Consider the following 24,334-nt stretch of genomic DNA (forward strand, 5'->3'; position numbering starts at 1 on the left):
GCTGACAGCCTTAAATCCGGCGGACCTCTTCAACATGATATTTTTTTATTTTTTAATCTTATTTTGAAAGGTAACTCATCCCATAATGTTCTAAACATTTTTGAGTGAACTTCTTGATAAGAACCAAGCCCTCGTTACACATTTTTTTCGATTCAGGCGTTAAGATAGGGTTACTGAAGATAGTAGGGTGCCCCTTAAGCAAAATACCGATCGTATCAAAATTCTCTATCAAAACTTTAATTTCACTTTCATCTAATTTTGGCCCTTTTGAAATAATTTGACCTTCCATATTCTTTTTTTTTAATACTATTTAGCGCTAATTGAATATATTATATCAGTTTGAACTTGCGGAAAACTGCCGGTATCACGAATAAACTCTTATTTGTGATACTGGCAGTTTTAAGTGTCATTGTCTTAAATAATTCGCGGGTTGCTGAATCAACGTTTATTTGCCTCCGGCTCCCAAAAGAAAGGCTTAACGGTTTCACCGAATCGGCAGTAACAGCCCGTTTTGATCGGACATCTACTTATAAATAGCATCAATAAACCAGCAACCGGACTTAATAAAATTTCCATTCATCAAACAAAAAACCCTCTCCATAAAATACAAAATAGATATTACCCACTCCTTTAGGTATGTTCAGTTCTATTTGCTTTGAGAGCGTAGTCCAGTCCTTCGCATCGCATTTAAGGGAAACAAGAGCCGGGCCTTTAAGATTATTTACATAAACATCAATTTGACCTGTTCCTTTCACCAGGGCTTCGAATTTGGAAGGAATCTGATTGCTAAAATCGGCTCCCCGGACCATGAGAACTTGTTTATCTATTTGTCCTTTGGCAACCATATTACCCACAATACCAGCAGTATCGAACTTGACGTGCCCCGAAGTGCCTGCAGTGGTTTCTGCTTGCTGCACAACGAATGGATTTAATAGCTGAGTTTGTGAAGGACCTTTATAAGTTGCGCTGACCATGGGGATGTTCACGCCATTCCCTGTATTCACCGCTGCTTCTTCGATACCCACATTACGAAAACCACCCGTAGTGTTAAAATAATCCTGTAAATACATGGCATGGTAAGCAAAATACCATTTCCCTTGAAACGTGAACAAGTGGGAGTGATTGTTGCACAAAGGCCCCACGTTATCACCCACGTTTTCGCCAGAATTCCTAAAGTAATTATCGCCATACTGCCAACTATTCGGATCTAAGGGTGTTTTACTCGTCATATAAGATATGTTGGCTGCGGTTGGTTTAGCAATATTGCTATAAGGCCATACAGTGCGTGGATCCCAATTCGTACAATAGCTATAAACCCAGGTTCCATTGATAAAGTTAAGGTCACTGGCCTCATTAAAATAAGGAGCTGGTATCTTAGAAATACTGCTGGCCAAACTGATCATATCTGCTCCTAATTTGACTATTCTGGCATTATCCGGCATATAGGCTGTTTTAGGCGTTCCGGCTCCAAAAACCAGCCAGCCAGTACCTTGGCCGTCAATCACAACTCCGGGATCGAATGGAACATCGACATCCACACCGGGGACAGAGTGGTCGACTATGTTCTTTCCTAATGGGTCTTTCCAAGGGCCAACGGGCGAGGTAGAAGTAAGCACGGCTGAGCCAGCACCGCTATTTGAATAATACATATAGAAATGCGTTTTACCATCCGCTTCCATTCTGGATTCAATGGAAGGCGCCCAGGACGTATAAGTCCATGGCGCCAGCTTTGCTGTATTTATGAGTCCATGATAAGTCCAGTTGACCATATCAGCGGAAGACATCATGACCAGTGTACGGATATACTGGTAACTGTTTTTCCCACCCTTTCCTACCGTGTCATACTGTTGGTGATCATTTGTGGTGTACACATAAACTCTTCCATTGTATTCTATAGCTGTTGGGTCGGCTGTAAACATAAAATCTAATAAAGGATTCCCATTATTGGTGAGAAGTTTCGGCGAAACTTTTGCGAATTTTGCTTCCAGATCTTGATTATCTGGTTGTGAAACTTGAATTTGCCTGGTATCGCCATTCGAAGCTTTGATAGTCACTATCGCCTCGCGGCCAGCCCCCGTGTTGTTAGCGTCCGCAATTAATTTAAGCGTAACATTGCCCTGGCCTCCCGATAACTGACTTATCGTGAACCATATAGTTGAGCTATTGGCTGTCGCTGTCCAATTACCATTGCTGGTGATAGAAACATTAGAACTACTTCCTTCCGACTCAAAAACAACTTGCGCGGAAGAAACAGTGAATTGAGTTTGAGGTTGAGGCACAACCTGTTTCTTCTTACAGGAAAAACAAAGCAATGTGAAAAAGAGTTGTAAGGCTAAAAATATACCAAGACCCTTTCTCATATTTATTATATTGTTCATTTTTGTTAGTTTAATTTATTTTTTCACAATCAATACCAATCATATACGTCAAGCTAAATTTTTTAAAGTTTAGCTCACCGGAAAACGGTACTGTGTAATCTGTTCACAGTACCGCTATTCCAGAAAAAGCTTTAATCCAACATTAATTTTACTTATATCCAAGCACAAGGGCATTATACGTACGCTGGTCTATTATCACATTATTAGCCCTGTCTAACATATTCCCTACTTCCCAATAAAATGGCAGTATACCATCCGTTTTAGCCGTTTTGGTCATAAAAGTGTTCCAGTAATCCACAGACCTGTTGCTCACCAACGTATCCAAAGGCATAGGATTATTGGGATTATTTCTCCTCGGAGCTGCATATTCGCCCAGAATCACAGGGATACCTTTGTCAACAAAATTCTGTTTTATCCCTTGTAACTCAGTAGTGATCGCACTCTCGTCTCCATTTCCAGGGGTGGCGTTGCGCGATGGCTCAATAGTAGAAACATTCCCAGCCCCCCAGTAGTAAATCATTTTGCCCCAGCTTGCATCTCCATCCGTTAGTATCGTAAATCCAGCAGGTGTGTAGTCGTGCACCTCGAGCATCAACTTGTTAGGCACCGGGTCGTGAGGCATAGTAGTCATCAAAGTAGCAGTTGTAGTAGGATCAGCGTGAGCCCCCTGCACAACCAGCACCCGGTAACTGTTCCTGCCTCCGGTAGAGCGAACTGCATTGATGAATGTTTCGTGATAACCATTGAGTATGGCCATCTGCCCGGCATTATCGGCCTTAGGTTCATTCGTGCTGGCAAATAAAAGGTGCTCATCAAAATCACGCAAGGTTGTAGCAATCTGCTCCCAAATCGCCTTTTGCATTGCATTAACGGAATCTTTCTTTATGTCATTGACATTATCTTCCAGCCAGCCAAGATCCGCGTGAGCATTTACTATCACATACACACCATTGTTCACACAATATCCAACCACTTGTTTCACCCGCGCAAGCCATACAGGGTCAATTGTTGCCTTTTTCCGATCGCTTAAATGGGTCCAAACCCAGTTCATGGGAATCCGTACAGCACTGAAACCTAATTGTTTTACAAATTTCACCTGCGCGTCGGTAATTTTACCAGACACCCAATCACCGTCGTTTGGTGAGTCCATAGTATTGCCAAAATTCATTCCCATTCCTGTTCCCATTTTTGCAGCCAGTTGCACGGCTGTGCTGGTCATACCAGTCATGTCTGGCGCTATAGACGATGTATTATAACTTGGGTAAATGGTGGGGGCCTGGGTAACCGTCAACCTTCTTGCCTGCCCGTTTGACGAACTTATGTATAAAATTGCAGACTGGCTTGCACCTGTACCATTTGGCGATGTCACTGTTGCATGAATAACGGTACTGCCGCTTTTGCCGGAAGTTGCGCTTAATTGCAGCCATGAAAAAGCAGGGTTGCTTATGCTCCAGTCAGCATTGCTGGTAATGGTAATGTCCTGACTTCCTCCATCAGGCGCAAACATCATGGTCGACATGCTAACCGTAAGTTCCGGTGCCGGAGTTTTCGCCTTTTTGCATGCGAAAAGTGTAATGATCGCAGTAAAAAATACTACAGATTTAAAAAAATACTTTGTTTTCATTTTGTTCTATCATTTAAATTTTATGAAAATCGCATAAACATCCCCTGCACTAAAAAATATCAGCATCATATCTCTTTGCCGCCCGCTATGACAGAGGCTCAATTGTACGTTGATCTTTTACTGTTAATTTCGTGGCTCTAAAATCCTGCTCCGTTTAGCGAATCCAATGCTTTCGATTGGTAAAAAGCCCCACAGCAACTGATGCTGTGAGGCTGTAGGCTATTTGATTTTCACACACCTAATATTGTCAATAGCGGCATAAAAGCCAGTTACAATTGACGAAGTACCGAAATTTTCAAGGTACATATCATAAGGACCCGCACCAGTAGGCCCTAATAAATCGCTTATTTGAGTAATTGATACACCATCCCCTAATTGATTAACTGTTGATTTGAAGGCAGATAAAGGAATAGTTACGGTTTCCCAACCTCTCGTTTCAAAACCAACTTTACTATTTTTCCATGGCTCGTAACGCGCAACATAAGTGTCACCTGCAAATCTAGTTTTAATAAGAAGGGTACCTCCTTTCCATGGTTTAGCCACACTTATGTCAAATTGAAAAGCCCAGTTTGAAGGAGGATCTGTAAGATTTGCCACAGGCAACCAGTGATTACCCGTATTAGAATTACCCAATGTGATGTCCTGCTTAGCACCGGCAGCTAAAACAGGATTATCTCTAGGACAATCAATAACCATCATCTGACTATGATCTTTTCCCATCGAGCCATTAAATTGGGGATATTCCCACTCCCCAGTTAAACGTTCAAATTGGGCCCAGCCAAAACCAAAATTATCACCCCACTCCATATCTCCTAAAAGACCTACTTTATCGTTATTTTGAGTATTTACTTTATTAACAGTAGAAGCCGTTCCATAACTGGTAACAATGGTCACTGGTCCACTTGAGTAGCTGTTCTCATCAGGAGCCACAAATTTCACATAAGCGCCACGTGGACCTTCTGTAAAATTAGTAATAGTAGCACCGCCAAAAGAAATTGACTTGATAGTCTTAAGGTAAGTACCATAAACATAAACCGAATCACCAAGTTTGGGATTAACGTAGGAAATGCCGGTTATGCCCGGCTTCGCATTTATGGTATCCAAGGCAGTACCAGATTTAGTGGTTACCGAAATTAGTTTGGTAGGAGTTAATGCAGGCATCAAAAAGCCAAGGGAGTCCCCATGAAGGTTCGTGCTAAATTTGGGGATATTGGTTCCCCCATATACCAGGTGTTGAACCAACACTAAATTTGCACCAAAAAGATAAACCGAATCGCCCGGGTTGGCAAATACATCCGAAATGCCCCAAACAACAGGTGCTGCCGGACCCAGTTTAAAAGAAAATGTTGTTGAGCCACCAGGTGTTGTAACCTTTAAGGTATAAAGCTTGCTGGTGTCAATAGTTGAAAACGTTATCTGGGGAATTCTCACAATAGCGCTATTGTCCGCAAAGAATATAGGATCGAAACTTGCGGGCACACCGTCAAATTCTATCCGGGTTGTACTTTTTAAATGCTGCCCGATGATCACCACATATTGTCCTGTTCCTCCAGACCAGGTAGGATCAGTTTTAGCATTGCCCGTGCTCATAAGCGTATCCTTAGGCGACGCATGATACATTCTTACGCTTGTAATTACCGGTGGGTTAGAAGAACCCTCATTATTTTTTTTACAAGCCGGCAATAAAGCCACCATCAGGAATAGCGGCAATAAATACAAGCGGATGTCTAATTTTTTTTTCATTTTAATATATTTTAATTGTTAAAAAATTAAATTAATAATAAGGTACCGGTGGATCCAGCAATTTAGGGTCGCTGGTTAACTCGGATGATGGAATTGGCAGCGTAAATGAACTTATAGTTGCCGGAAGCGTACTTGGCGGCGTATTCTGAGCATCTATTTTAACAGTTCTCGTTAGCGTGTCATAAGTAAACGAACTACGGCCATGATTGACATCCTGATTATTAAGGAGCTGCACGGCATTAGCCGGATCGTAATAAGAATACCTAACAAGGTCTATCCAATATTGTCCTTCAAATGCAAGTTCAATTCTTCTCTCCGTACGCAGCGTAGCAGCGTCCAGCGAAAGAACAGGATCTACGCCTGCCCTTGTGCGCACCAGGTTGAAAAATTTAAGAGCATCCCCATCGGATGTAGAACCATTATTCCCGAGAATCGCCTCTGCATACACCAGGTACACATCGGCCAACCTAAGCATTGTATTGTGTTCAATTGATGCCCAGACATCCATTGATGGCGAATTGTTATCTTTTTCGTTGCCAATAATGTGTTTCTTCAAGCCCGGCCGGGTTGCATTATAACCACCATCGGCTTGATCTAATTCCGGATAACGATCCCCGGTGAGCATAATAGTAGCTTTGCGGCGTATTGTATCTTTAGCCGAATACATCTGGTAGAAATCGAGTGTTGGATACAGGGGCATCCATCCGCCTTGCTTTTGAACAGTAAGGATTGAATTTGGCGCAAAAAAGAGTTCTAGGGCGTTGCCATTTCCATAACCCGTGCCCCCAACCCATTGGAAAGAAAATAATGATTCAGGGTTATCGTTGTTTTGCGGCCTGAAATAGTCATAATAACCTTGATGGTTCGGATCAAGCTGCCCAAAAAGCTGTAACCCGCTATTTTTACACACGTTGCCTGCATACTTTTTGGCACTGTCAAGCAATTTCTGGTCGCGCTGCCCGCCACTTTGGCCTAAACCTGCCATTGTTAAATACACCTTGCCCAGCATTCCCTGCGCCGACCAGCTAGTTACCCGGCCTTTGTCATCCGTTTTTGGAAGATTATTTGCTGCATAAGTCAGGTCGCTGGCGACGAATTTATAGACATCCGAAACAATATTGCGGTTAAGCAGCGGATTTTTTATCAGTTTGCTGTTATCTTCGACAATTGGCACCGCACCCCAATAAACCGCCAGGTGATAATAAGCTACGGCACGCATAAACCTTGCCTCGGCTATAGCCGCATTTTTGTCTTTTGCCGAAATGGACGAAGACGCCTGCTCCTGTATAGCCTTAATAACCCCATTACATTGCGCTATACAATTGTACAAGCCAACCCAGGCAAAGGTCACTTGATTATTTTGGCCGGTAAGGGTACGTGTAAAAAGCTGTACCAATTGGGGGTCATACAAAAAACTGGCGTTACCAGCCAATACGTCGCCAAGTTGTATCGAGCCCTCATTGCTAAATTGCCACCAGGTTTGACCGCCGTACAGGCTTGCCGTAGCCAGCCGTAAATCGCCCGTGGATTTGTAAAAATTTGTAGAACTGATCTGCGAGTTGGACGGACGATCCAAAAAACTCTTTTTACATCCGGCTATTGCGGCTGCTAATAGCAGGATGATGATAATTTTGTGAATTGATTTCATAAACATATATTTTAAATCGATAATTGTTTTATTATTTTACGGTTATGTTTGCACCAATGGTAACCACCCTCGGCTGCGGATAATAACCGCCGTCCCATCCTGCCTGAAGAGGGTTCCACGAGCCTATCTCAGGATCCATGCCCTTATATTTTGTAATTACAAATGCATTAGCCATAGTAGCGAACACCCTAACAGAATGCACGTCTATTTTTGACAAAAGCTTGTCCGAAAACTTGTAACCTAAGGTGATATTTTTGCAACGCAGGAATGAAGCGTCCTCGATCATCAGACTATTAGGACGGTTATTACCGTTGGTGTTATCATTTCTCACGCCTACAATAGTCGTATTCGGGTTGGTAACATATACATTGTTAACATCGGATGCAGAGCCGTTGGGGTCTACCAGACCCAATTTCGCATAGTTTAATACCGATGTAAAAAAAGTACCATGATTTCCCGGATCGGTTTCCGGTATAGCCATTTGATTGAACACCTTGTTGCCATAGCTGCCGCTGAAGAAAATATTCAAATCGAAATTTTTGTAGGTAAATGTATTGTTGATACCGTACTGGAATTTTGGGAGTGGGGAGCCCAAAAACGTTTGGTCCCTTGAGTCGATAATGCCATCGCCATTCAAGTCTTTAAACATACGGTCGCCGTACCAGATACCCCCGCCTGCGGCAGAAATCGGATAGGGGTTACCGTTCGCGTCAGCAGGCCGGGCATGCGTTAGGAAATCACTTGGCTTTGAAAAAATTCCATCAAATACATAGCCGTAAAATTCGCCGATGGGCTGGCCGACCACTGTTTTTTCGATTATATCATTAATTACATACGATTTCTGGCTTAAGTTTGCCTGGTCTCCACCGGCACCTAAATAAATTACTTTATTAATATTACGCGATAGGGTAAAACCGGTTTTCCAACTAAAATTTTTAGAACTAATATTGGTAGAGTTGATCTGGAAGTCGAACCCTTTGTTGCTTAGCGAGCCGACATTGGCATAAGGCGCTTGCATGGACCCCGGCCCCCAACCCGCTACAGTACCAGAGTATTCCGGAAGCGGCACCTGTAATAAAAGGCCGTGTACTTCGCGGTCATAAACATCAAGTGTAAAACTTAACCGCCCATTAAAAAATGTTCCGTCAATTCCTGCATTATAATAATCTGTTTTTTCCCACTTCACGTCTGGATTTGCCAAATTGTTTTGAAACTGTGCTGTACCTGATAAGCTACTTGAAACCGTTCCAAGTTGGGTTACAAAGGTATTGCCCGGTATGCCCTGGTTGTTAGTTACCCCATAACCAAGCCTTAGTTTCAATTCATTTATACTCTTCACATCTTTCAAAAATGCCTCGTTATTAATTTTCCAGGCAAATCCACCCGAATAGGTAGTAACCCAACGATTGTTGGTTGGAAAATTTGAAGAACCATCATTCCGTATGTTGCCTGTTAGCAGGTATCTGTCATCCCAGGAAACATTGACACGGCCGAACCAGGATTCCTGTGCAGAGCCGCCGGTAGGGTTCGATTGTGAATTATCGCCGGAGTTTGTGGCAGTGATATAATCACCGGCATTAAGCGCCTGTACATTGTTTGAAGCAAAATTCCTTCGCGCACCGCTAACATTTTCGAAAGTGCTCTCCTGTGATTCGTGCCCTGCTAAAGCATCGACATGCAATTTGTTGAAATTATGATAGTAATTTAAAAAGTTGCGTATTACTGTATAAAAATTTTGGCCGGAATAAGCGGAACCAAAGTTTTGGCTGAAGTTACCTTTACCAAAAGAATAACTTGGTGAAAACCTATCTTCTGTATTAAAATCGAAGTTACCGGATAGCTCACTACGTAGCGACAGTTCTTTAGCCAACTGTATTTCGGCATATACATTGCCGAATATTTGATTCCTCTTTCTTTGGTCTTTCATAATTTTTGCTAATGCCACCGGGTTGGGAAAAGGTGCTACCCAACCGGCGGGGTCGGTAACACCACCATAGGAGCCGTCAGGGTTGACTACCGGAATATCAGGGGTAATGCTTAGCGCGGTATTGATTACACTACTACCGGTCGCAGCTACATTTTCATCAACGTGCGACAACTGAAGGCTCGTCCCTATTTTTAGCCATTTAGTTGTTTTATTGTCCAGGTTCAACCGTACCGAAGACCTTTTAAAATCAGAGCCAAGGGCTATCCCTACCTGGTCAAAATACGAGGCTGACAGTAAATATTGGGTTTTGTCGTCTCCACCGCTTACAGTAATTGTGTGGTTCATCTCAGGCGCTCTCCGAAATAATGCATTTTGCCAGTCGGTACCAGGGCCTAAATATTGAGGATTGGCAAATTGGGGCCTGAAATCAAAGCCCCAGGCAACAGACCGGTCGTTAATGATAGTGGCAAACTGCGGCAAATTCACCGCAGGCATCCGCTTCGATATTTCCTGGTAACCGGCATAGAAATCATACGATATCTGCGGCGCCCCGGCTTTACCCCTTTTTGTAGTAATAATAATTACGCCGTTGGTTGCCTGCGAACCGTATATGGCTGTTGCCGAAGCATCTTTCAATACATCTATTGATTCAATTTCGGCAGGATTGATAGCATTTAATGGATTAGAACCACTACCGGGATCACCTACCGGTGGAATAATAACCCCGTCTATTACGTACAGCGGCGAATTAGAACCGCTTATTGACGACACACCGCGTATTTGAATAGATACGCCGCCACCCGGCTGGCCCGAGATCTGTTGAACCACAACCCCTGCAACTTTACCCTGCAAAGCCTGGTCAAACGTAGTTGGTTGGGTTTGGCGAAGATCGGTCCCCTTTATGGAACTGATAGAACCCGTACCGTCTTTTCTGGGTATCGGTTTGCCATAACCAATAACAATCACTTCGTTTAAGTTACTGGATGTTGAACTCAACTTAACATCTATTTTGTCGGATTTTCCAACTGTTACTTGCTGAGGTGTATAACCTAAATAACTAAAGACGAGTATATCACCCTGCTTTGCTGTTATCACATAACTGCCGTCAATGGCAGAAAGGGCCCCTGTTGAAGTCCCTTTAACGTGAATGCTAACCCCTGTCATCGGATCAGCGTTGTCGGCACTTGTTATCTTTCCTGAGATACGAAGATTTTGCGCATAGCCTGATAGACATAGCAACATGCTTGCTATGAATAAGGAAATACAGCGTTTCATTCTTCTTTGTAAATTTTTATCCATCTTATAAAGGAGTTTTAATGTTTTTTAATAATTGGTTCATTTTTTTGGTGTTTGTTAGGTTTTTAATCTCGGTTTTTCTTCATAATCTAATAGGGTTATCATTATTGGTTTGAAATTTATTGTTCAATATTATTTAATGCATCAATCAGGTATGCCGCCAAAAAGTTAGGCGGTCCAATTATCCGCTCATATCAAAAAGGCTTTATATTGAGGTTACCCTAAAAGCGGGAACTCTCCAATAAAAAGATCCCTGTAGGGCGAATAAATCAAAAAAACGATAAACGTTTAAATGGCGCTTTTTAGGCATAATCTAAATTATTGGTTTATAAATCTTGGTTTACATATAATAAGTTGGGACGTATTATATTGGGGCAATATACCCTGGATGCCCAGATCGCTGAGTGTGCTAATGTGAGTGATTGGTATGAAAAATGTCAATCCACTTAAAAATCAAATCATTGATAATCAGTAAATTAACACAATTAACAGGTGAAAAAATGGTTAGGCTGGCCCTTTGGAAAAGGCGGTTTCTTCGCAACTATAAAACTATTTGAATCGGTGGGACCGGCGTTAGAAAGATCGATCTATACTGTCCAGGTACTCGGAAGGTGTCATTGAAAATTCTTCTTTAAATACTTTAGAAAAATATTTGGCATCATTGAAACCTACCTCATAGGCAGTTTCGGCTATGGTGAATTGTTTTGTGAGTAGGAATTGTGCTGCTCTTTTTAGCCTTACCGACCTAATAAACTCAAGCGGAGTTTTGCCGGATAGATTAAATACTTTATTATATAATGTTGTGCGGCTCATATTCATCTGACTGCTTAGCAATTCAACTGAAAAGTTGGCATTTGGAATATTCTCTTCAATGACCGTCAATAACTTTTTCATAAATTTCGTATCGGGGGTTTCGATTTCCAGATCACCCGGTTTAGCTTCAATTTGCCTTTGATACGTTTCTTTTACTACCAGTTGATTCTTAAGCAAATTATGAACCTTAAAACGTAATATGTCAAAATTAAAGGGCTTGGAAAGATAGTCGTTCGCCCCGGTCTCCAAACCGGCCAGTTGCTTTTCATCGCCGGTAAAAGCTGTAATTAATATAAATGGTATATGTTCTGTGCGTTTATCGCTACGGATTTTTTTGCAAAAATCAATACCATCGACTTCGGCCATGTTAATATCGCTGATGATCAGATCGGGATGTAAAGCCAGCGCCTTCTGCCAGCCTTCTTTACCATTTACAGCTTCGGCAATAGTATATAAATGCTTAAGATCATCTTTTAGACAGGCCCTGAAATCGGGGTTATCCTCCACAATTAAAATGGTAATATTTTTATTGCGTTTTTCCTGACTTGGCCTATCGGGTTTTGGAGCTTCCACTTCTTCGGGTGTATTTTCAAAACTGGTAAAATTATTTTTTGAGGATATCGTTAATGGCACCCGCACAATAAAACAACTCCCTTTCCCAAGTTCACTTTCAACAGAAATGACGCCACCCATCAGATCAACAAACTCTTTAGTAATCGACAAGCCAATACCACTTCCCTGGTTAATTAACGAAGCGGGCATGTCATTCTGAAAAAACCGCTCAAATATTTTATTGTGTTTTTCAGCCGGAATACCGACACCTGAATCTATTACCTTAATTTCAAGTAAGGTCATTTCCACGCTATTGGATTCCAACAACTTTGCTTCAACTGCTACATTACCGGAGTCAGGGGTAAACTTAAATGCATTTGAAAGCAGGTTAAAAAGTATTCTTTCAATTTTATCCTGATCAAAAAAAGCAAATCCCGAATCAGTATCACACATAAATGAAAAACTGATATGTTTTTTATCCGCCAGGTCGGTAAATAAGTCGCATGCTTCTTTAATAATTTTAACGATATCGGCTTCACGCAGATCAAGTTGAAGTTTTTTTACTGTCATTTTACTAAAGTCCAGTAGCTGGTTAATCATATTAAGCAGCCGCTTAGAATTTTCGTGGATCAATTGAAGCTTTCGCCGGCTATAATTATCATCAGCCTGTTTTAACAACTTTTCAACTGGCGCCATAATCAGGGCGATAGGCGTTCTGAATTCGTGACTAACGTTGGTAAAAAAATCTATTTTCATCACATCCAGCTCGTGCTTATCCTGTGCTTCCTTTCGCTCACGCTCGATCTCAAACCGGTTTTCGATCTTTTTAATGCCTTGTTTGCGGATGTAATATAATATCGCTATGATGGAGAAAACATACATAACATACGCGATTGGCGATTTCCAGAATGGGGGCAATACTTTAATTTTTAATTTTATATAGCTGGGTTTCCATTTTCCCTCCTGGCCAATAGCCCGTACCTTAAAAATATAATTGCCTCCATCAAGGTTGGTGTAGGTAGCCTTCCTGGTAGCATAGTCTGCGGTAAGCCACCCTTTATCGAAACCTTCCATCATATATTGATGCGTTATTTTATTGGGGTTAAAGAAATTTAAGGCGGCAAATTCAATGGTAAACACATTTTCGCTGTGTTTCAGCGTTATCTCCTGTGTGGCCGAAATCGCTTTAGACAATACGACATGGCCGTCAACTACTTCATTGGCTGCTATACTTTTGTTGAATAGCTGAAAATCGGTAAAAATTAATTTAGGCTCATCGATATTCGGATGTATACTTAGTGGGTCGAAAATATTGAAGCCGTGCGAGCCGCCAAATACCAATTCCCCTTTATTGGTTTTTAAGGCTGCATTTAAACTGAACTCTTTGCCCTGCAGGCCATCTATTTCATCAAAGTTTTCAAATTGAAACTTATAGGTGCCATTGCCGGGTGTCAACGTTATCCGGCCCAGCCCGTTTGATGTACTTAGCCACATGGCCCTCCCGTTATCTTCCAATACATTCAAAACCTGATTTTCGGGCAATCCGTCCTTTTTCGTCAGCGAGATAAAACGATTAGTTTCGGGGTTCAATATGCTTAGTCCGTCCCTTGTCGCTATCCACATCAGGCCGCGGCTGTCCTGCGTGATACTATGGATGTCATCACTGATCAAACCATTAGGGTCATTTTTCTTTTTATTATAATGTATAACGCGACGTCCATTTTTTAATATTTTATCTATCCCAAAGTATCCTCCTACCCAAAGGTTACCTTTGGTGTCCTCGAAGAGTGCGGATATTAAAGGCGACCTGATATCCGTTTGTTTAATGGGAGGGGAAAATATTTTTTTGTCTCTGTCAAATATTTGCAAACCCGCCGCAAACGTGCCTATCCATAACCGGTTCGATGAATCTTCCAGGATATTCCACACACGGTCATCAGCAATGCTCGTCGGCACCTTGTCATTATGTTTGTAGTGAATAAATTTTCTTCCGTCAAAATGATCCAGCCCTCCAAAATACGTACCTATCCATAGTTGCTGATCATGGTCGAGACATAGGCTTACGATAATATCATTGCTGAGGCTGTTCGTGTTTCCCCGATCGTGTTTGTACTGGGTAAACTTGCCTGTTTTGCGATCAAAATAAATTAAACCGCCTCCATTGGTCCCAATCCATAAGTTACCGTTTTTATCTTCAACAAATTTATTGACATCTTCAAACCTAACACTCGAGGGATCTGAAGCAACGTGCCTGTACAACGGGAACCTGATTATATTCTTATGATAATAACTTACCCCCTCTTTAAGCGTACGGGCCCACATAATGCCTGTGTTGTCTTTGTAAAGCGTTACAGTGTTTTGTCCCAATGATTTTGGGTCATCTTCCCTATTTAGTAAATAAGTAATTTTCCCGCTTTTTTTATCCAATAAATTTATGCCGCCATGATCAGTAGAGATCCACATGAGGCCGTCGTCGGCCTGAATAATACTAGTGATGATGTTCGATGTAAGCGGTGTTTCTGACGATTCTTTTGTGATGTACCTAAACCGTCCCGTTCGGCGGCTGTAATAATACACGCCGGAATCCATGTTGGGGGTAAACACCCAGAGGTCGCCGTCACTGTCAATAGTTATCGAGTAGTCCCTACCCTTATTATTAGCAGCTTTTTTAAAAATGTCTGTATGGTACGTAATTGCATTGCGTTTTACATCAAATAGCTCTATTACGCCGTCGTCATAAGCAAGCCATATATTGCCAGTTGTATCCTGCACAATGTCTGTAACAAAACTTGAATATAAAGATGGATTGGAATTATGGCTATGATAATAACGCGTGGCTGTTTTTTTCAGCTCATTATACCTGCAAAGGCCAGACCCAGAACATAAAAACCAAAAGTCGCCTTTGCCGTTGTGAAGTATCTTGGAAGCGAACGGATACCCGGGAAGTTTGAAAGAATCGATCGCTGATGATACATCATTATTAAACTGCTCTGTTTCAGGATCATAAAAGGAATATCCACTCGGGGTTGTTATCCATAATTTTTTGTCAGGCCCTTCAAAAATATTATTTATAAAGTCATCATTAATGGAGTTTTTGTTATTTACGTCGTGCTTGAATACTTTAAAAGTATAACCGTCATAACGGTTAAGTCCCGAAGGTGTGCCGAACCACATGAAGCCCTCAGAATCCTTAAAAATGCAGGTGACTTGGTTGTGCGACAGCCCGTTACTTATATTGAGCCGTGAAAACTGGTATTGGCTGTTTTGCGCAAAAGTGTTCGTGTAAGCAAAAAACAACGCTGAAACGACAATATAAAGTTTTACGCGCATTAAAATTTAGTTGAGATCTTCGAAATCAGGAACCTGGCCCTTAGCAAGCCAGTACACTTAGATAACATAAAAGTAAGATAAATTCGTAATTAACGAGATAAAAGTGGTAATTCCTTATCTAATCACCAGAAGGTAAATAACCGGCCTCTGAAGCAAACGAGTTGCCGATGCTTCAACAAATGGTGGAAAAGTCTTTCTTAAGACTTGTTTTTATGTAGCAGTATGAACAAAAGTTGACTTTTATTGCTGAATAGTGTCATAAAGTACTTTTCTGAAGGTATAGTTTTGGCCTGATGGTTTTTCGCAAACGGTTTTTCCATTAAAACTGATTTAAGCTAAAGTATTTACTATGTATATTAAACGCAATGCATTATTGTTAGCGGCCGGCTGTGTAATTTTTGCAGCATTGAGGTCGCAGGCTCAGTCTGCTATTTCGGGAGGCAGGGTTGATAAAATAACAGACAACGATACCCTACGGACTATCACACCGTTCTTTATCCCCGCAACTACATCAAAAAAGAACCCAAATTCAGAAGGGTTTATTCAGCGGTGGTTACTTTTAGAGCCGATTAATAAATCAATACGGAGTAACCTTGTTTTTACCAATAGCTACCTCAAAACACAATTTGACACTGCTTATTTTCCAAACCAGTTTACTGTTATCCCTAAAGATCGGGACAAAGTAAAGGTTGGAGAGCAGGAATTGGCATGGCATGCATTGGAAAGTCCAACTTTCAACGTCAAATTATTTCGCCTTGCGTACGGGTTAAAGAAACATACCTATGCCGTACTGTTTTGGGCGGTAACTGTAGTCAACAGTCCACGGGAAATAAGAAATGTAAGATTGGCAGTGGGGTCAAACGGAGGATCGACGTGGTGGCTAAATGGAAAAGAAACAGTGATCCTTGACGGGGATAGGCGCATGGTGATGGATGATTGTGTCTCGACCCGATTGATGCTTAATAAAGGAAAAAATATAATCCGGGGAGCATTAATCAATGGCCCCGGGCTTAGTGATTTTTGTGTTCGCCTGCTGAATGAAAAGGGAGAGCCGATAAAAGATCTCACTGTCAGTCTACAATAAATTTGTTAATCATCCCCATCTAACGTCGAATTCGCATAGCAACTGAATTATTATGAAATTAATAGTTAAAATAAGCACGATAACCCTATTTTCAATCTGGTTAGCTGGAACGGCGATAGCACAAGTTGGCAAACCATTTATACATGACCCTTCCACGATTGTAGAATCTGACGGCAAGTATTTCACATTTGGAACAGGCGGAAGCGGGTTAATGTCCGAAGACGGTTGGACATGGAATGGGGGCGCAGTACGACCGGGCGGAGGCGCCGCTCCTGATGTATTAAAAATTGGCGATCGCTACCTTGTTGTTTATGGCGCAACCGGCGGCGGCCTGGCGGGAGGACATAATGGGAAAATATTGGCCATGTGGAATAAAACGCTCGATCCAAAATCGCCGGATTTTAAATATTCGGAGGCTGTTGTGGTTGCCTCATCTGATGGTATTGAGGACAATGATTCTATAGATCCTGGGCTTCTTCTGGACCCCACCGACGGACGGCTATGGTTGTCCTACGGCACTTATTGGGGTTATATACGCCTTGTGGAACTCAATCCTAAAACAGGTAAACGTGTGGAAGGTAACAAACCATTAAATATAGCCATAGATTGCGAGGCGACGGATTTAATATATCGGGATGGATGGTACTATCTGCTTGGAACACATGGCACATGCTGCGACGGCCCAAACTCAACCTACAATATTGTTGTTGGGCGCTCCAGAAAGGTAACCGGCCCTTACTTTGATAACATTGGACGAGAGATGTTGAAAGGCGGCGGAAAATTGGTAGTTGCTGCCGGCGACAGGCTTATTGGGCCAGGACATTTTGGACGTACAGTACTTGAGGATGGCGTTGAAAAAATGTCGTGCCATTACGAGGCCGATTTAGATCAAAGTGCCCGTAGTGTATTAGGCATCCACCCATTGCTATGGAAGAATGGATGGCCTGTTGCAGGCGATAACTTAAAAGAAGGAACTTATGAGATTGAATCTGAGCGGCGGGGATATGCTTTACAATTAGGCGTTGATTTTACAAGAATGCCGGGTGGGATGCGATTTAATCGTAATAATGATGAACCGGTAAAACCGGTACCATCGCAAGCATTAGCAGATGTGGTGAAAACCTGGCCTACCGGAAATATCGGCGTTAATCTAAGTGATTACATGTTTCGTCCTCATCAAAAATGGACAATTTCGCCAGTTGCCGGTGCAGGGGGATATTTGGGCGGACCTTATTATAAAATAGTAATTACCGGCACCGGCCGCGCCTTAGCGGCAACCCAAGACGCCGAACCGATAACCGTACCAACGTTTACAGGCGCGCCAGAGCAGTTATGGCGAATTGATCAATTGACGGATGGAACCTACCGGATTATGCCAAAGGAAGTTCCAAACTCGAAAGAGCATTTAGCTTTAGTGTCATCTGGAGACAGCACACCAACACTCGCCACGTTTGATATGAATAGTGACAACTCCAAGTGGAATTTAAGGGTTCACTAACTTATTTAATGACTATATCACACTAATTATGAATAAAATGAACTTAAAATGCTTAACCATTGTGTTAGCGGCAGCCTTCGCCAGTAGTCTTTGCATGGCTCAAACAAATCCCGCAGAGATAAAGGAGGATTTTCAAGCTTCAAGCCTCAACCAGCCCGGACAGGATTATCCCCAGGTAAATTCACAAGGCTATGTACGTTTTCACGTAAAAGCGCCTAAAGCTGACAGTGTACGGGTTACTTTAGGCCTGGGTGGTAGAGGTGGTACTAAACTTACCAAAGGCGCCGATGGATATTTCACGGGCACAACCGAGGGCCCGATGGACGAAGGTTTCCATTATTATCATTTAATAGTTGATGGAGGGATATTTAATGACCCGGGTACACTGAATTATTACGGTTCAACCCGCTGGGAAAGCGGTATTGAGATACCAGCCCATGACCAGAACTTTTATGCACTAAAAGATATTCCCCATGGAAATGTTCAGCAAATTCTTTTTCCTTCAAAGAGCACAAATACCCAGCGAAGAGCTTTCGTTTACACCCCCCCGGGTTACGAAAAAGTTAAATCTAAAAAGTATCCTGTGTTGTACCTGCAACACGGCTGGGGCGAAGATGAAACTGCATGGAGCAACCAGGGGCACGCCAATTTAATAATGGATAATCTAATTGCAGAAGGAAAGATAAAACCGTTCATCATTGTGATGACCTATGGCATGACCAATGACATAAAACCAGGCGGCTTAAGGAATTTCAAGATTGATGCTTTTGAAACCGTATTGACGGATGAATTAATGCCTTATGTAGATGCTAACTTTCGCACAATTGCCGATAGGGAACACCGCGCAATGGCAGGCCTTTCCATGGGGGGCATGGAAACCCATTTAATTACGCTTGCAAAGCCTGAGGAATTTGCCTATTATGGTTTGCTGAGCGGCGGGACTTATACACCTGCCGAATTACAAGATAAACCTAAAGCTAAACTTATATTTATGAGTTGCGGCAGTAAGGAAAACCCTACCGGTGTAAATAACGCTACGGCTGCATTAAAAGATGCAGGCTACAACGCTGTGTCCTTTATTTCCAGTAATACCGCCCACGAATTTCTGACCTGGCGCCGGAGCCTAAAAGAGCTTGCACCATTGTTGTTTAACAATTAAAAAGCCGTGCGGTACAGTTATTAATCACACTTTATTGGATTTAATTAAACCTAAAATGCTAAAATCATCAAGAAACTGCCTATATGCTATTTTAGTATGTTGCATGTTTTTAGGAATGCACTCTTCGGCGCAACAACCAACAAAATTAACGCTTCGCCTGGACCAACCTGGGGTTACTTTGAGCCCGGTATTGTATGGGCTCATGACGGAAGAAATCAATTACTCCTACGATGGCGGAATTTACGCCGAGCTAATTAGGAACCGTAGTTTTAAAGATAACATTAAGAACCCTGATCATTGGAGTTTAATAAAGGATGTTGCTGATTCATCTGCTATTGTATTGGATAATAAGCATCCTGTAAATCAGGATTTAACGGAGTGCTTAAGATTTAATTTGGCAACGGTTGGCAAAAATACGGGATTGGCAAATGATGGCTTTTGGGGAATACCTGTTTTTGCATCTACCAACTATCAAGGCAGCTTTTATGCCATGACTGACGACAATAGCGCGGGGCCAATCACAATTAGTATCGAATCGACAGACGGAAAGAGCACCTTCGCGACAGCGAGCATTACAGGTGTTAGCAGGACTTGGAAAAAATTAACCTTTAACCTTATTACTGCTGCATCTGTTACGCCAACTGCCGATACCCGTTTCGTTATCCGGCCATCGGCTAAAGGAGCCTATTGGTTTACGCTCGTGTCTTTGTTTCCGCCCACCTATCAAAATACAGTTAATGGCAACAGGCGCGATATTATGCAGCTTCTCGCTTCAATGAATCCTAAATTTTTGCGGTTGCCGGGTGGCAATTATTTGGAAGGGAACATGTTTTCGACCAGGTACAATTGGAAAAAAACATTAGGTCCAATTGATGAAAGGCCTGGCCATCAGGGCACATGGGGATACCGATCGTCTGACGGAATGGGCTTACTGGAATATTTGGAATGGTGCGAAGATTTAAAAATGGAGCCATTGCTGGCGGTTTTTGCTGGCTACACCTTAAACCGCGATTATCTGGAAGCAGGGCCGTTCCTACAACCTTATGTTGACGAAGCTCTGGAAGAAATAGAATATGTTACCGGCGACACAACTACAAAATATGGAAAACAACGCGCCCGCGACGGACATCCTACTCCTTTCCCCCTGCATTACGTTGAAGTTGGGAATGAGGACGGCTTTGATATGTCGGGCAGTTATGAAGGCAGGTTCACCCAATTTTATGATGCAATACGTAGCAAATATCCAACGCTGCGCATTATTTCAACCACTGGCGGTAAGGACTTTTTGGGACAGCGATTTCCGCTTACCAAACGTATTCCCGACGTTGTGGATGAGCATTATTATAGAAACGCCTTCGATATGGAAAGTGACGCCGATCATTACGATAACTACGACAGAAACGGACCAAAGATATTTGTTGGCGAATGGGCCACCCGCGAAGGTAAGCCAACACCAAATTTCAACTCCGCACTCGGTGATGCCGCCTGGATGACGGGCATGGAACGAAATTCAGATATCGTTGTTATGTCGTGTTCAGCGCCGTTGTTTGTAAATGTAAACCCGGGCGGAATGCAATGGGAGTCGGATTTAATAGGCTATAATACACTAACCAGCTATGGGTCGCCATCATATTACGCACAACAAATGTTTAGCAACTACCATGGCAATAATGTCGTGAATACGATTGGTGAAGGTATCCCTGTTCAGGTGCAAAAATTGAATCATAAGGATAGTTTAAATAAAGTTACCCCAAAAACTTATCCTTCGCTATTTTACGTAGCCACCCGCGATACAAAAACCGGCAGGTTGTATATTAAAGTTGTTAACGCTGGCGATGCCGTCAAGGAGGTATCATTAGACATAAAGGGTGTATCATCAGTAAAAAATATCGGTAAAATAGTTGTCATGAAAGCCGAAAAACCAGAGGATACCAATACAATATCCGAACCGGAAAAAATTACACCTGCGGTGTTAGCATATAAAGGATTTAAGAAAACATTTACCTATAGCTTCCCCAAATATTCAATAACCGTGCTTCAAATCTATACCCAATAATGACCAAATTTTTAAACAGATTTATTGGGGGGATGGCCTTTTTATTGTTTTCCAAACCCGGTGTGCATGCACAAATCGCTCATAATCCAATTATTTATGCCGATGTGCCGGATATGTCAATAATAAGGGTAGGCGACACTTACTATATGAGCAGTACAACTATGCACATGAGCCCTGGTGTGCCAATAATGAAATCGAAAGATATGGTTAATTGGAGCATTGTGAGCTACGCTTACGATATTTTAGACGATACCGATGACCTGAACTTAAATAATGGCCTGAATAGCTATGGGAAAGGCTCATGGGCAAGCAGCCTGCGTTACCATAACGGTATTTACTATGTGTCTACCTTTGCTGGCAATACGGGCAAAACTTATATTTATAGTACGCATGATATTGAAAAAGGACCGTGGAAAGCTTTATCTTTTAAGCCAAGCCTGCACGATCATTCACTGTTTTTTGATGACAACGGTAAAGTTTATATGGTTTATGGCAGCGGGCGGATAATGTTAGCTCGCTTAAAAGATGATCTTTCTGGGTTAGAGCCAGGTGCAAAGCCACAGGTATTAATAGAGGACGCCAGTTTGGTTGCAGGACCCAATTTGGGTTTGCCGGCAGAAGGATCGCAAATGTTCAAAATCCATGGGAAGTATTATCTTTTCAATATCTGCTGGCCACGCGGCGGGATGCGAACTGTACTGATCCATCGGGCTGATAATATCATTGGCCCTTACGAAGGGCGGTTGGCGCTGCAGGACAAAGGTGTGGCTCAGGGTGGTTTAGTAGACACGCCAGATGGCCGATGGTTTGCCTATCTTTTCCGCGATTTTGGTGCTGTGGGGCGTGTGCCCTACCTGGTTCCGGTGCAATGGGAAGATGGTTGGCCTGTATTGGGCATAAAACACCAAGCCCCCGATACAGTACAATTACCGGCAAACAAACCATTGATACCGGGAATTATTTCATCGGATGAATTCAACCGCAAACCCGGTGAGCGTAATTTGCCGCTGGTTTGGCAATGGAACCATAACCCGGTAAATCAACTATGGTCGGTAAAACAACGTAAAGGATATCTTAGACTCACCACCGGCAGGGTCGACACAACGATACTAACAGCCCGAAATACGCTTACCCAACGCACCTTCGGACCCGAATGTTCAGGTATTACAGCTATTGATGTTTCGGGGCTTAAAGATGGCGACCGGGCCGGGTTTGTACTACTGCAAAAAAAATTTGGTTGGGTAGGGGTGAAAGTTGAGGGCGGCAATAAGTTTATTGTTATGATAAATGGACAAAGTGGCTCTTCTAACGAGTCGGCAAATATTCCGTTAGCCCAAAGCCGGATATATTTAAAGGCATCATGTGATTTTAACAACCGGACAGATAAAGCGGATTTTTATTATAGCCTTGACGGCAGCAACTGGATATCAATAGGTTCTACGCTCCAAATGGCCTATACTCTGCCCCACTTTATGGGCTACCGATTTGGCCTTTTTGCCTATGCCACAAAAGCTACGGGCGGCTATGCTGATTTCGATTTTTTTCGCATAAGCAATAAGATATCACACCAACATTAAAAATTTCTTTATTTCATTATAAACACAAGTGTTAAAATTGGATGAATCAGTGTCATTGTAAAATAGGTAATCACTATATATTGCACAGCTATCAGTTTCAAAAAGTAGGTAATAACTAGCCAATTTTTCCTGATGAAAAGCCTAAGAATAACTAGAAAGATGAAATATTTTAAGCAATGCCTGATATTAATGAGCCTGGTTTTAAACGTTAAGTATTCTACGGCGCAAAACCCGTTAATAATGAACCAGTTTACTGCCGACCCTTCGGCGCGTGTTTTCAACGGAAAGGTATATTTGTACCCTTCGCATGATATTTTGGCTACACCCGGTCATGGCAGAGTTGGTTGGTTTTGTATGCAGGATTACCATGTTTTTTCATCACCAAACCTTACCGACTGGACCGATTATGGCGTAATTGTAAGCCAAAACAAAGTGCCTTGGGCCGACTCAACAGCCTATAGCATGTGGGCACCCGATTGTATTGAGCGCGCCGGAAAATATTATTTCTATTTTCCGGCCCCGGCAAAGCCAGGTGGTGCAAGGGGCTTTTCGGTGGGTGTTGCGATAGCAGATGACCCTGCTGGTCCGTTTATTTCCCAACCGTTGCCCATTGCCGGCATTCATGGTATAGATCCTAATGTGCAAATTGATAAAGATGGGCAGGCATATATCTACTGGGCCCAGGGAAACTTGTATGGAGCAAAACTTAAGTCAAACATGCTCGAACTGGACTCTGAACCGGTAAAATTGGAGGGCTTTCCTGATAAAGGCTTAAAGGAAGGCCCGTACCTATTCGAACGCAAGGGCGTTTATTATATGACGTATCCACATGTGGCCGACAAAATTGAGCGGCTTGAATATGCAATGTCGGACAGTCTTTTGGGACCTTTTAAATATGCCGGTGTACTTATGGACGAATCCACATCGGGCTGCTGGACAAACCATCAATCTGTCATCGAGTTCAAAAACCAGTGGTATTTATTTTACCATAACGACGACTTATCGCCAAACTTTGATAAAAACCGGTCAGTAAGGGCTGATAGTTTGTTTTTTAATGAAGATGGAACTATCCGTAAGGTTATCCCAACCTTACGTGGGGTTGGTATATCCAACGCAACAAAAAAATTAAAGATCGATCGGTTCAGTGCAAAAAGTGCAGATGGTATAGACCTAGCTTTTCTCGACACTATAAACAAATTCAAGGGGTGGAAAACTACTTTTAATAAAACCGGTTCATGGATACAATACAATAGTGTGCTTTTCACCAAAAACCAAATAAAGCATGTCAAGGTAAATGCCCGCTCTGCAACAGGTGGAATTTTATTGATAAGCACCAAAGACGCGTCAGAAAAAACAATAGCGAAGATGAATATACCGAAGGGCTATAATTGGAGTGTCGTTACAAACGATATTTTATTTATGCCCACCGGTGTCAAAAATCTTCTTGTTCAATTAAAAGGCTGTGGTAATGTGGAAGTTGATTGGATAAGTTTCGAGTAGTCCGGGCGCATGGTATCTGTTGAAGCTTCCTTGGAGCGGGGCAGTAAAATCTTCGAATTTTGCAAAACGACTTTTTGGGTGAGAGTTGGTATCCTGAAATGAATGTTGGATATTTATTCGCACCATATTTTCATCTGTGTGCGAATAAA

Annotated in this window: 13 protein-coding genes; 6 read left to right on the top strand and 7 right to left on the bottom strand. The window is 42.3% G+C overall.

The annotated features are described in order from the left end of the window. Nucleotides 1–58 precede the first annotated feature (58 nt). The 7 genes from BUE31_RS11220 to BUE31_RS11250 form a co-directional block, all read right to left on the bottom strand. Nucleotides 59–289 carry a hypothetical protein gene (locus BUE31_RS11220; RefSeq protein ID WP_073403463.1) on the bottom strand — a complete coding sequence of 77 codons (231 nt, stop codon included), beginning with the start codon at nucleotides 287–289 and terminating at the stop codon, nucleotides 59–61. Between the two features lie 271 nt (nucleotides 290–560). Continuing rightward, nucleotides 561–2,378, bottom strand: coding sequence for a family 43 glycosylhydrolase (locus BUE31_RS11225; protein WP_200801909.1), 1,818 nt, complete (start codon nucleotides 2,376–2,378; stop codon nucleotides 561–563). 148 nt (nucleotides 2,379–2,526) lie between these two features. Then, nucleotides 2,527–4,002: a cellulase family glycosylhydrolase gene (locus BUE31_RS11230; protein ID WP_083619706.1), complete on the bottom strand. Its 1,476-nt coding sequence runs from the start codon at nucleotides 4,000–4,002 to the stop codon at nucleotides 2,527–2,529. Nucleotides 4,003–4,221: 219 nt separating this feature from the next. Then, on the bottom strand, nucleotides 4,222–5,745 hold the full coding sequence (locus BUE31_RS11235; RefSeq protein WP_073403465.1) for a glycan-binding surface protein: 1,524 nt from the start codon (nucleotides 5,743–5,745) through the stop codon (nucleotides 4,222–4,224). A 31-nt stretch (nucleotides 5,746–5,776) separates the two neighbouring features. Then, complete coding sequence (locus BUE31_RS11240; RefSeq protein WP_073404247.1) at nucleotides 5,777–7,393, bottom strand: RagB/SusD family nutrient uptake outer membrane protein; 1,617 nt, start codon at nucleotides 7,391–7,393, stop codon at nucleotides 5,777–5,779. Nucleotides 7,394–7,424: 31 nt separating this feature from the next. Next, nucleotides 7,425–10,595, bottom strand: a complete 3,171-nt coding sequence (locus tag BUE31_RS11245; RefSeq protein WP_234997792.1) for a SusC/RagA family TonB-linked outer membrane protein — start codon at nucleotides 10,593–10,595, stop codon at nucleotides 7,425–7,427. 594 nt (nucleotides 10,596–11,189) lie between these two features. Beyond that, nucleotides 11,190–15,311, bottom strand: a complete 4,122-nt coding sequence (locus tag BUE31_RS11250) for a hybrid sensor histidine kinase/response regulator transcription factor (protein ID WP_073403470.1) — start codon at nucleotides 15,309–15,311, stop codon at nucleotides 11,190–11,192. 349 nt (nucleotides 15,312–15,660) lie between these two features. Between BUE31_RS11250 and BUE31_RS11255 the strand changes: the two genes are divergently transcribed. The 6 genes from BUE31_RS11255 (at nucleotide 15,661) to BUE31_RS11280 (ending at nucleotide 24,185) form a co-directional block, all read left to right on the top strand. Further along, entirely contained in the window at nucleotides 15,661–16,395 is a 735-nt protein-coding gene (locus BUE31_RS11255) for an acetylxylan esterase (protein ID WP_073403472.1), read from the top strand. Nucleotides 16,396–16,447: 52 nt separating this feature from the next. Then, the gene (locus BUE31_RS11260; RefSeq protein ID WP_073403474.1) at nucleotides 16,448–17,893 is read left to right on the top strand and encodes a family 43 glycosylhydrolase; all 1,446 of its coding nucleotides are present in this window, start codon (nucleotides 16,448–16,450) and stop codon (nucleotides 17,891–17,893) included. A 37-nt stretch (nucleotides 17,894–17,930) separates the two neighbouring features. Then, on the top strand, nucleotides 17,931–19,052 hold the full coding sequence (locus tag BUE31_RS11265) for an alpha/beta hydrolase-fold protein (RefSeq protein ID WP_073404249.1): 1,122 nt from the start codon (nucleotides 17,931–17,933) through the stop codon (nucleotides 19,050–19,052). A 55-nt stretch (nucleotides 19,053–19,107) separates the two neighbouring features. Further along, nucleotides 19,108–21,108, top strand: coding sequence for an alpha-L-arabinofuranosidase C-terminal domain-containing protein (locus tag BUE31_RS11270; RefSeq protein ID WP_083619709.1), 2,001 nt, complete (start codon nucleotides 19,108–19,110; stop codon nucleotides 21,106–21,108). Beyond that, the gene (locus BUE31_RS11275; protein WP_083619712.1) at nucleotides 21,108–22,685 is read left to right on the top strand and encodes a glycoside hydrolase family 43 protein; all 1,578 of its coding nucleotides are present in this window, start codon (nucleotides 21,108–21,110) and stop codon (nucleotides 22,683–22,685) included. Before BUE31_RS11270 ends, BUE31_RS11275 begins: the two co-directional genes overlap by 1 nt. A gap of 159 nt (nucleotides 22,686–22,844) precedes the next feature. Further along, the gene (locus BUE31_RS11280) at nucleotides 22,845–24,185 is read left to right on the top strand and encodes a family 43 glycosylhydrolase (RefSeq protein ID WP_073403478.1); all 1,341 of its coding nucleotides are present in this window, start codon (nucleotides 22,845–22,847) and stop codon (nucleotides 24,183–24,185) included. The last annotated feature ends 149 nt before the right edge of the window (nucleotides 24,186–24,334 follow it).

Source organism: Mucilaginibacter sp. OK098, assembly GCF_900142915.1.
GTDB lineage: Bacteria > Bacteroidota > Bacteroidia > Sphingobacteriales > Sphingobacteriaceae > Mucilaginibacter.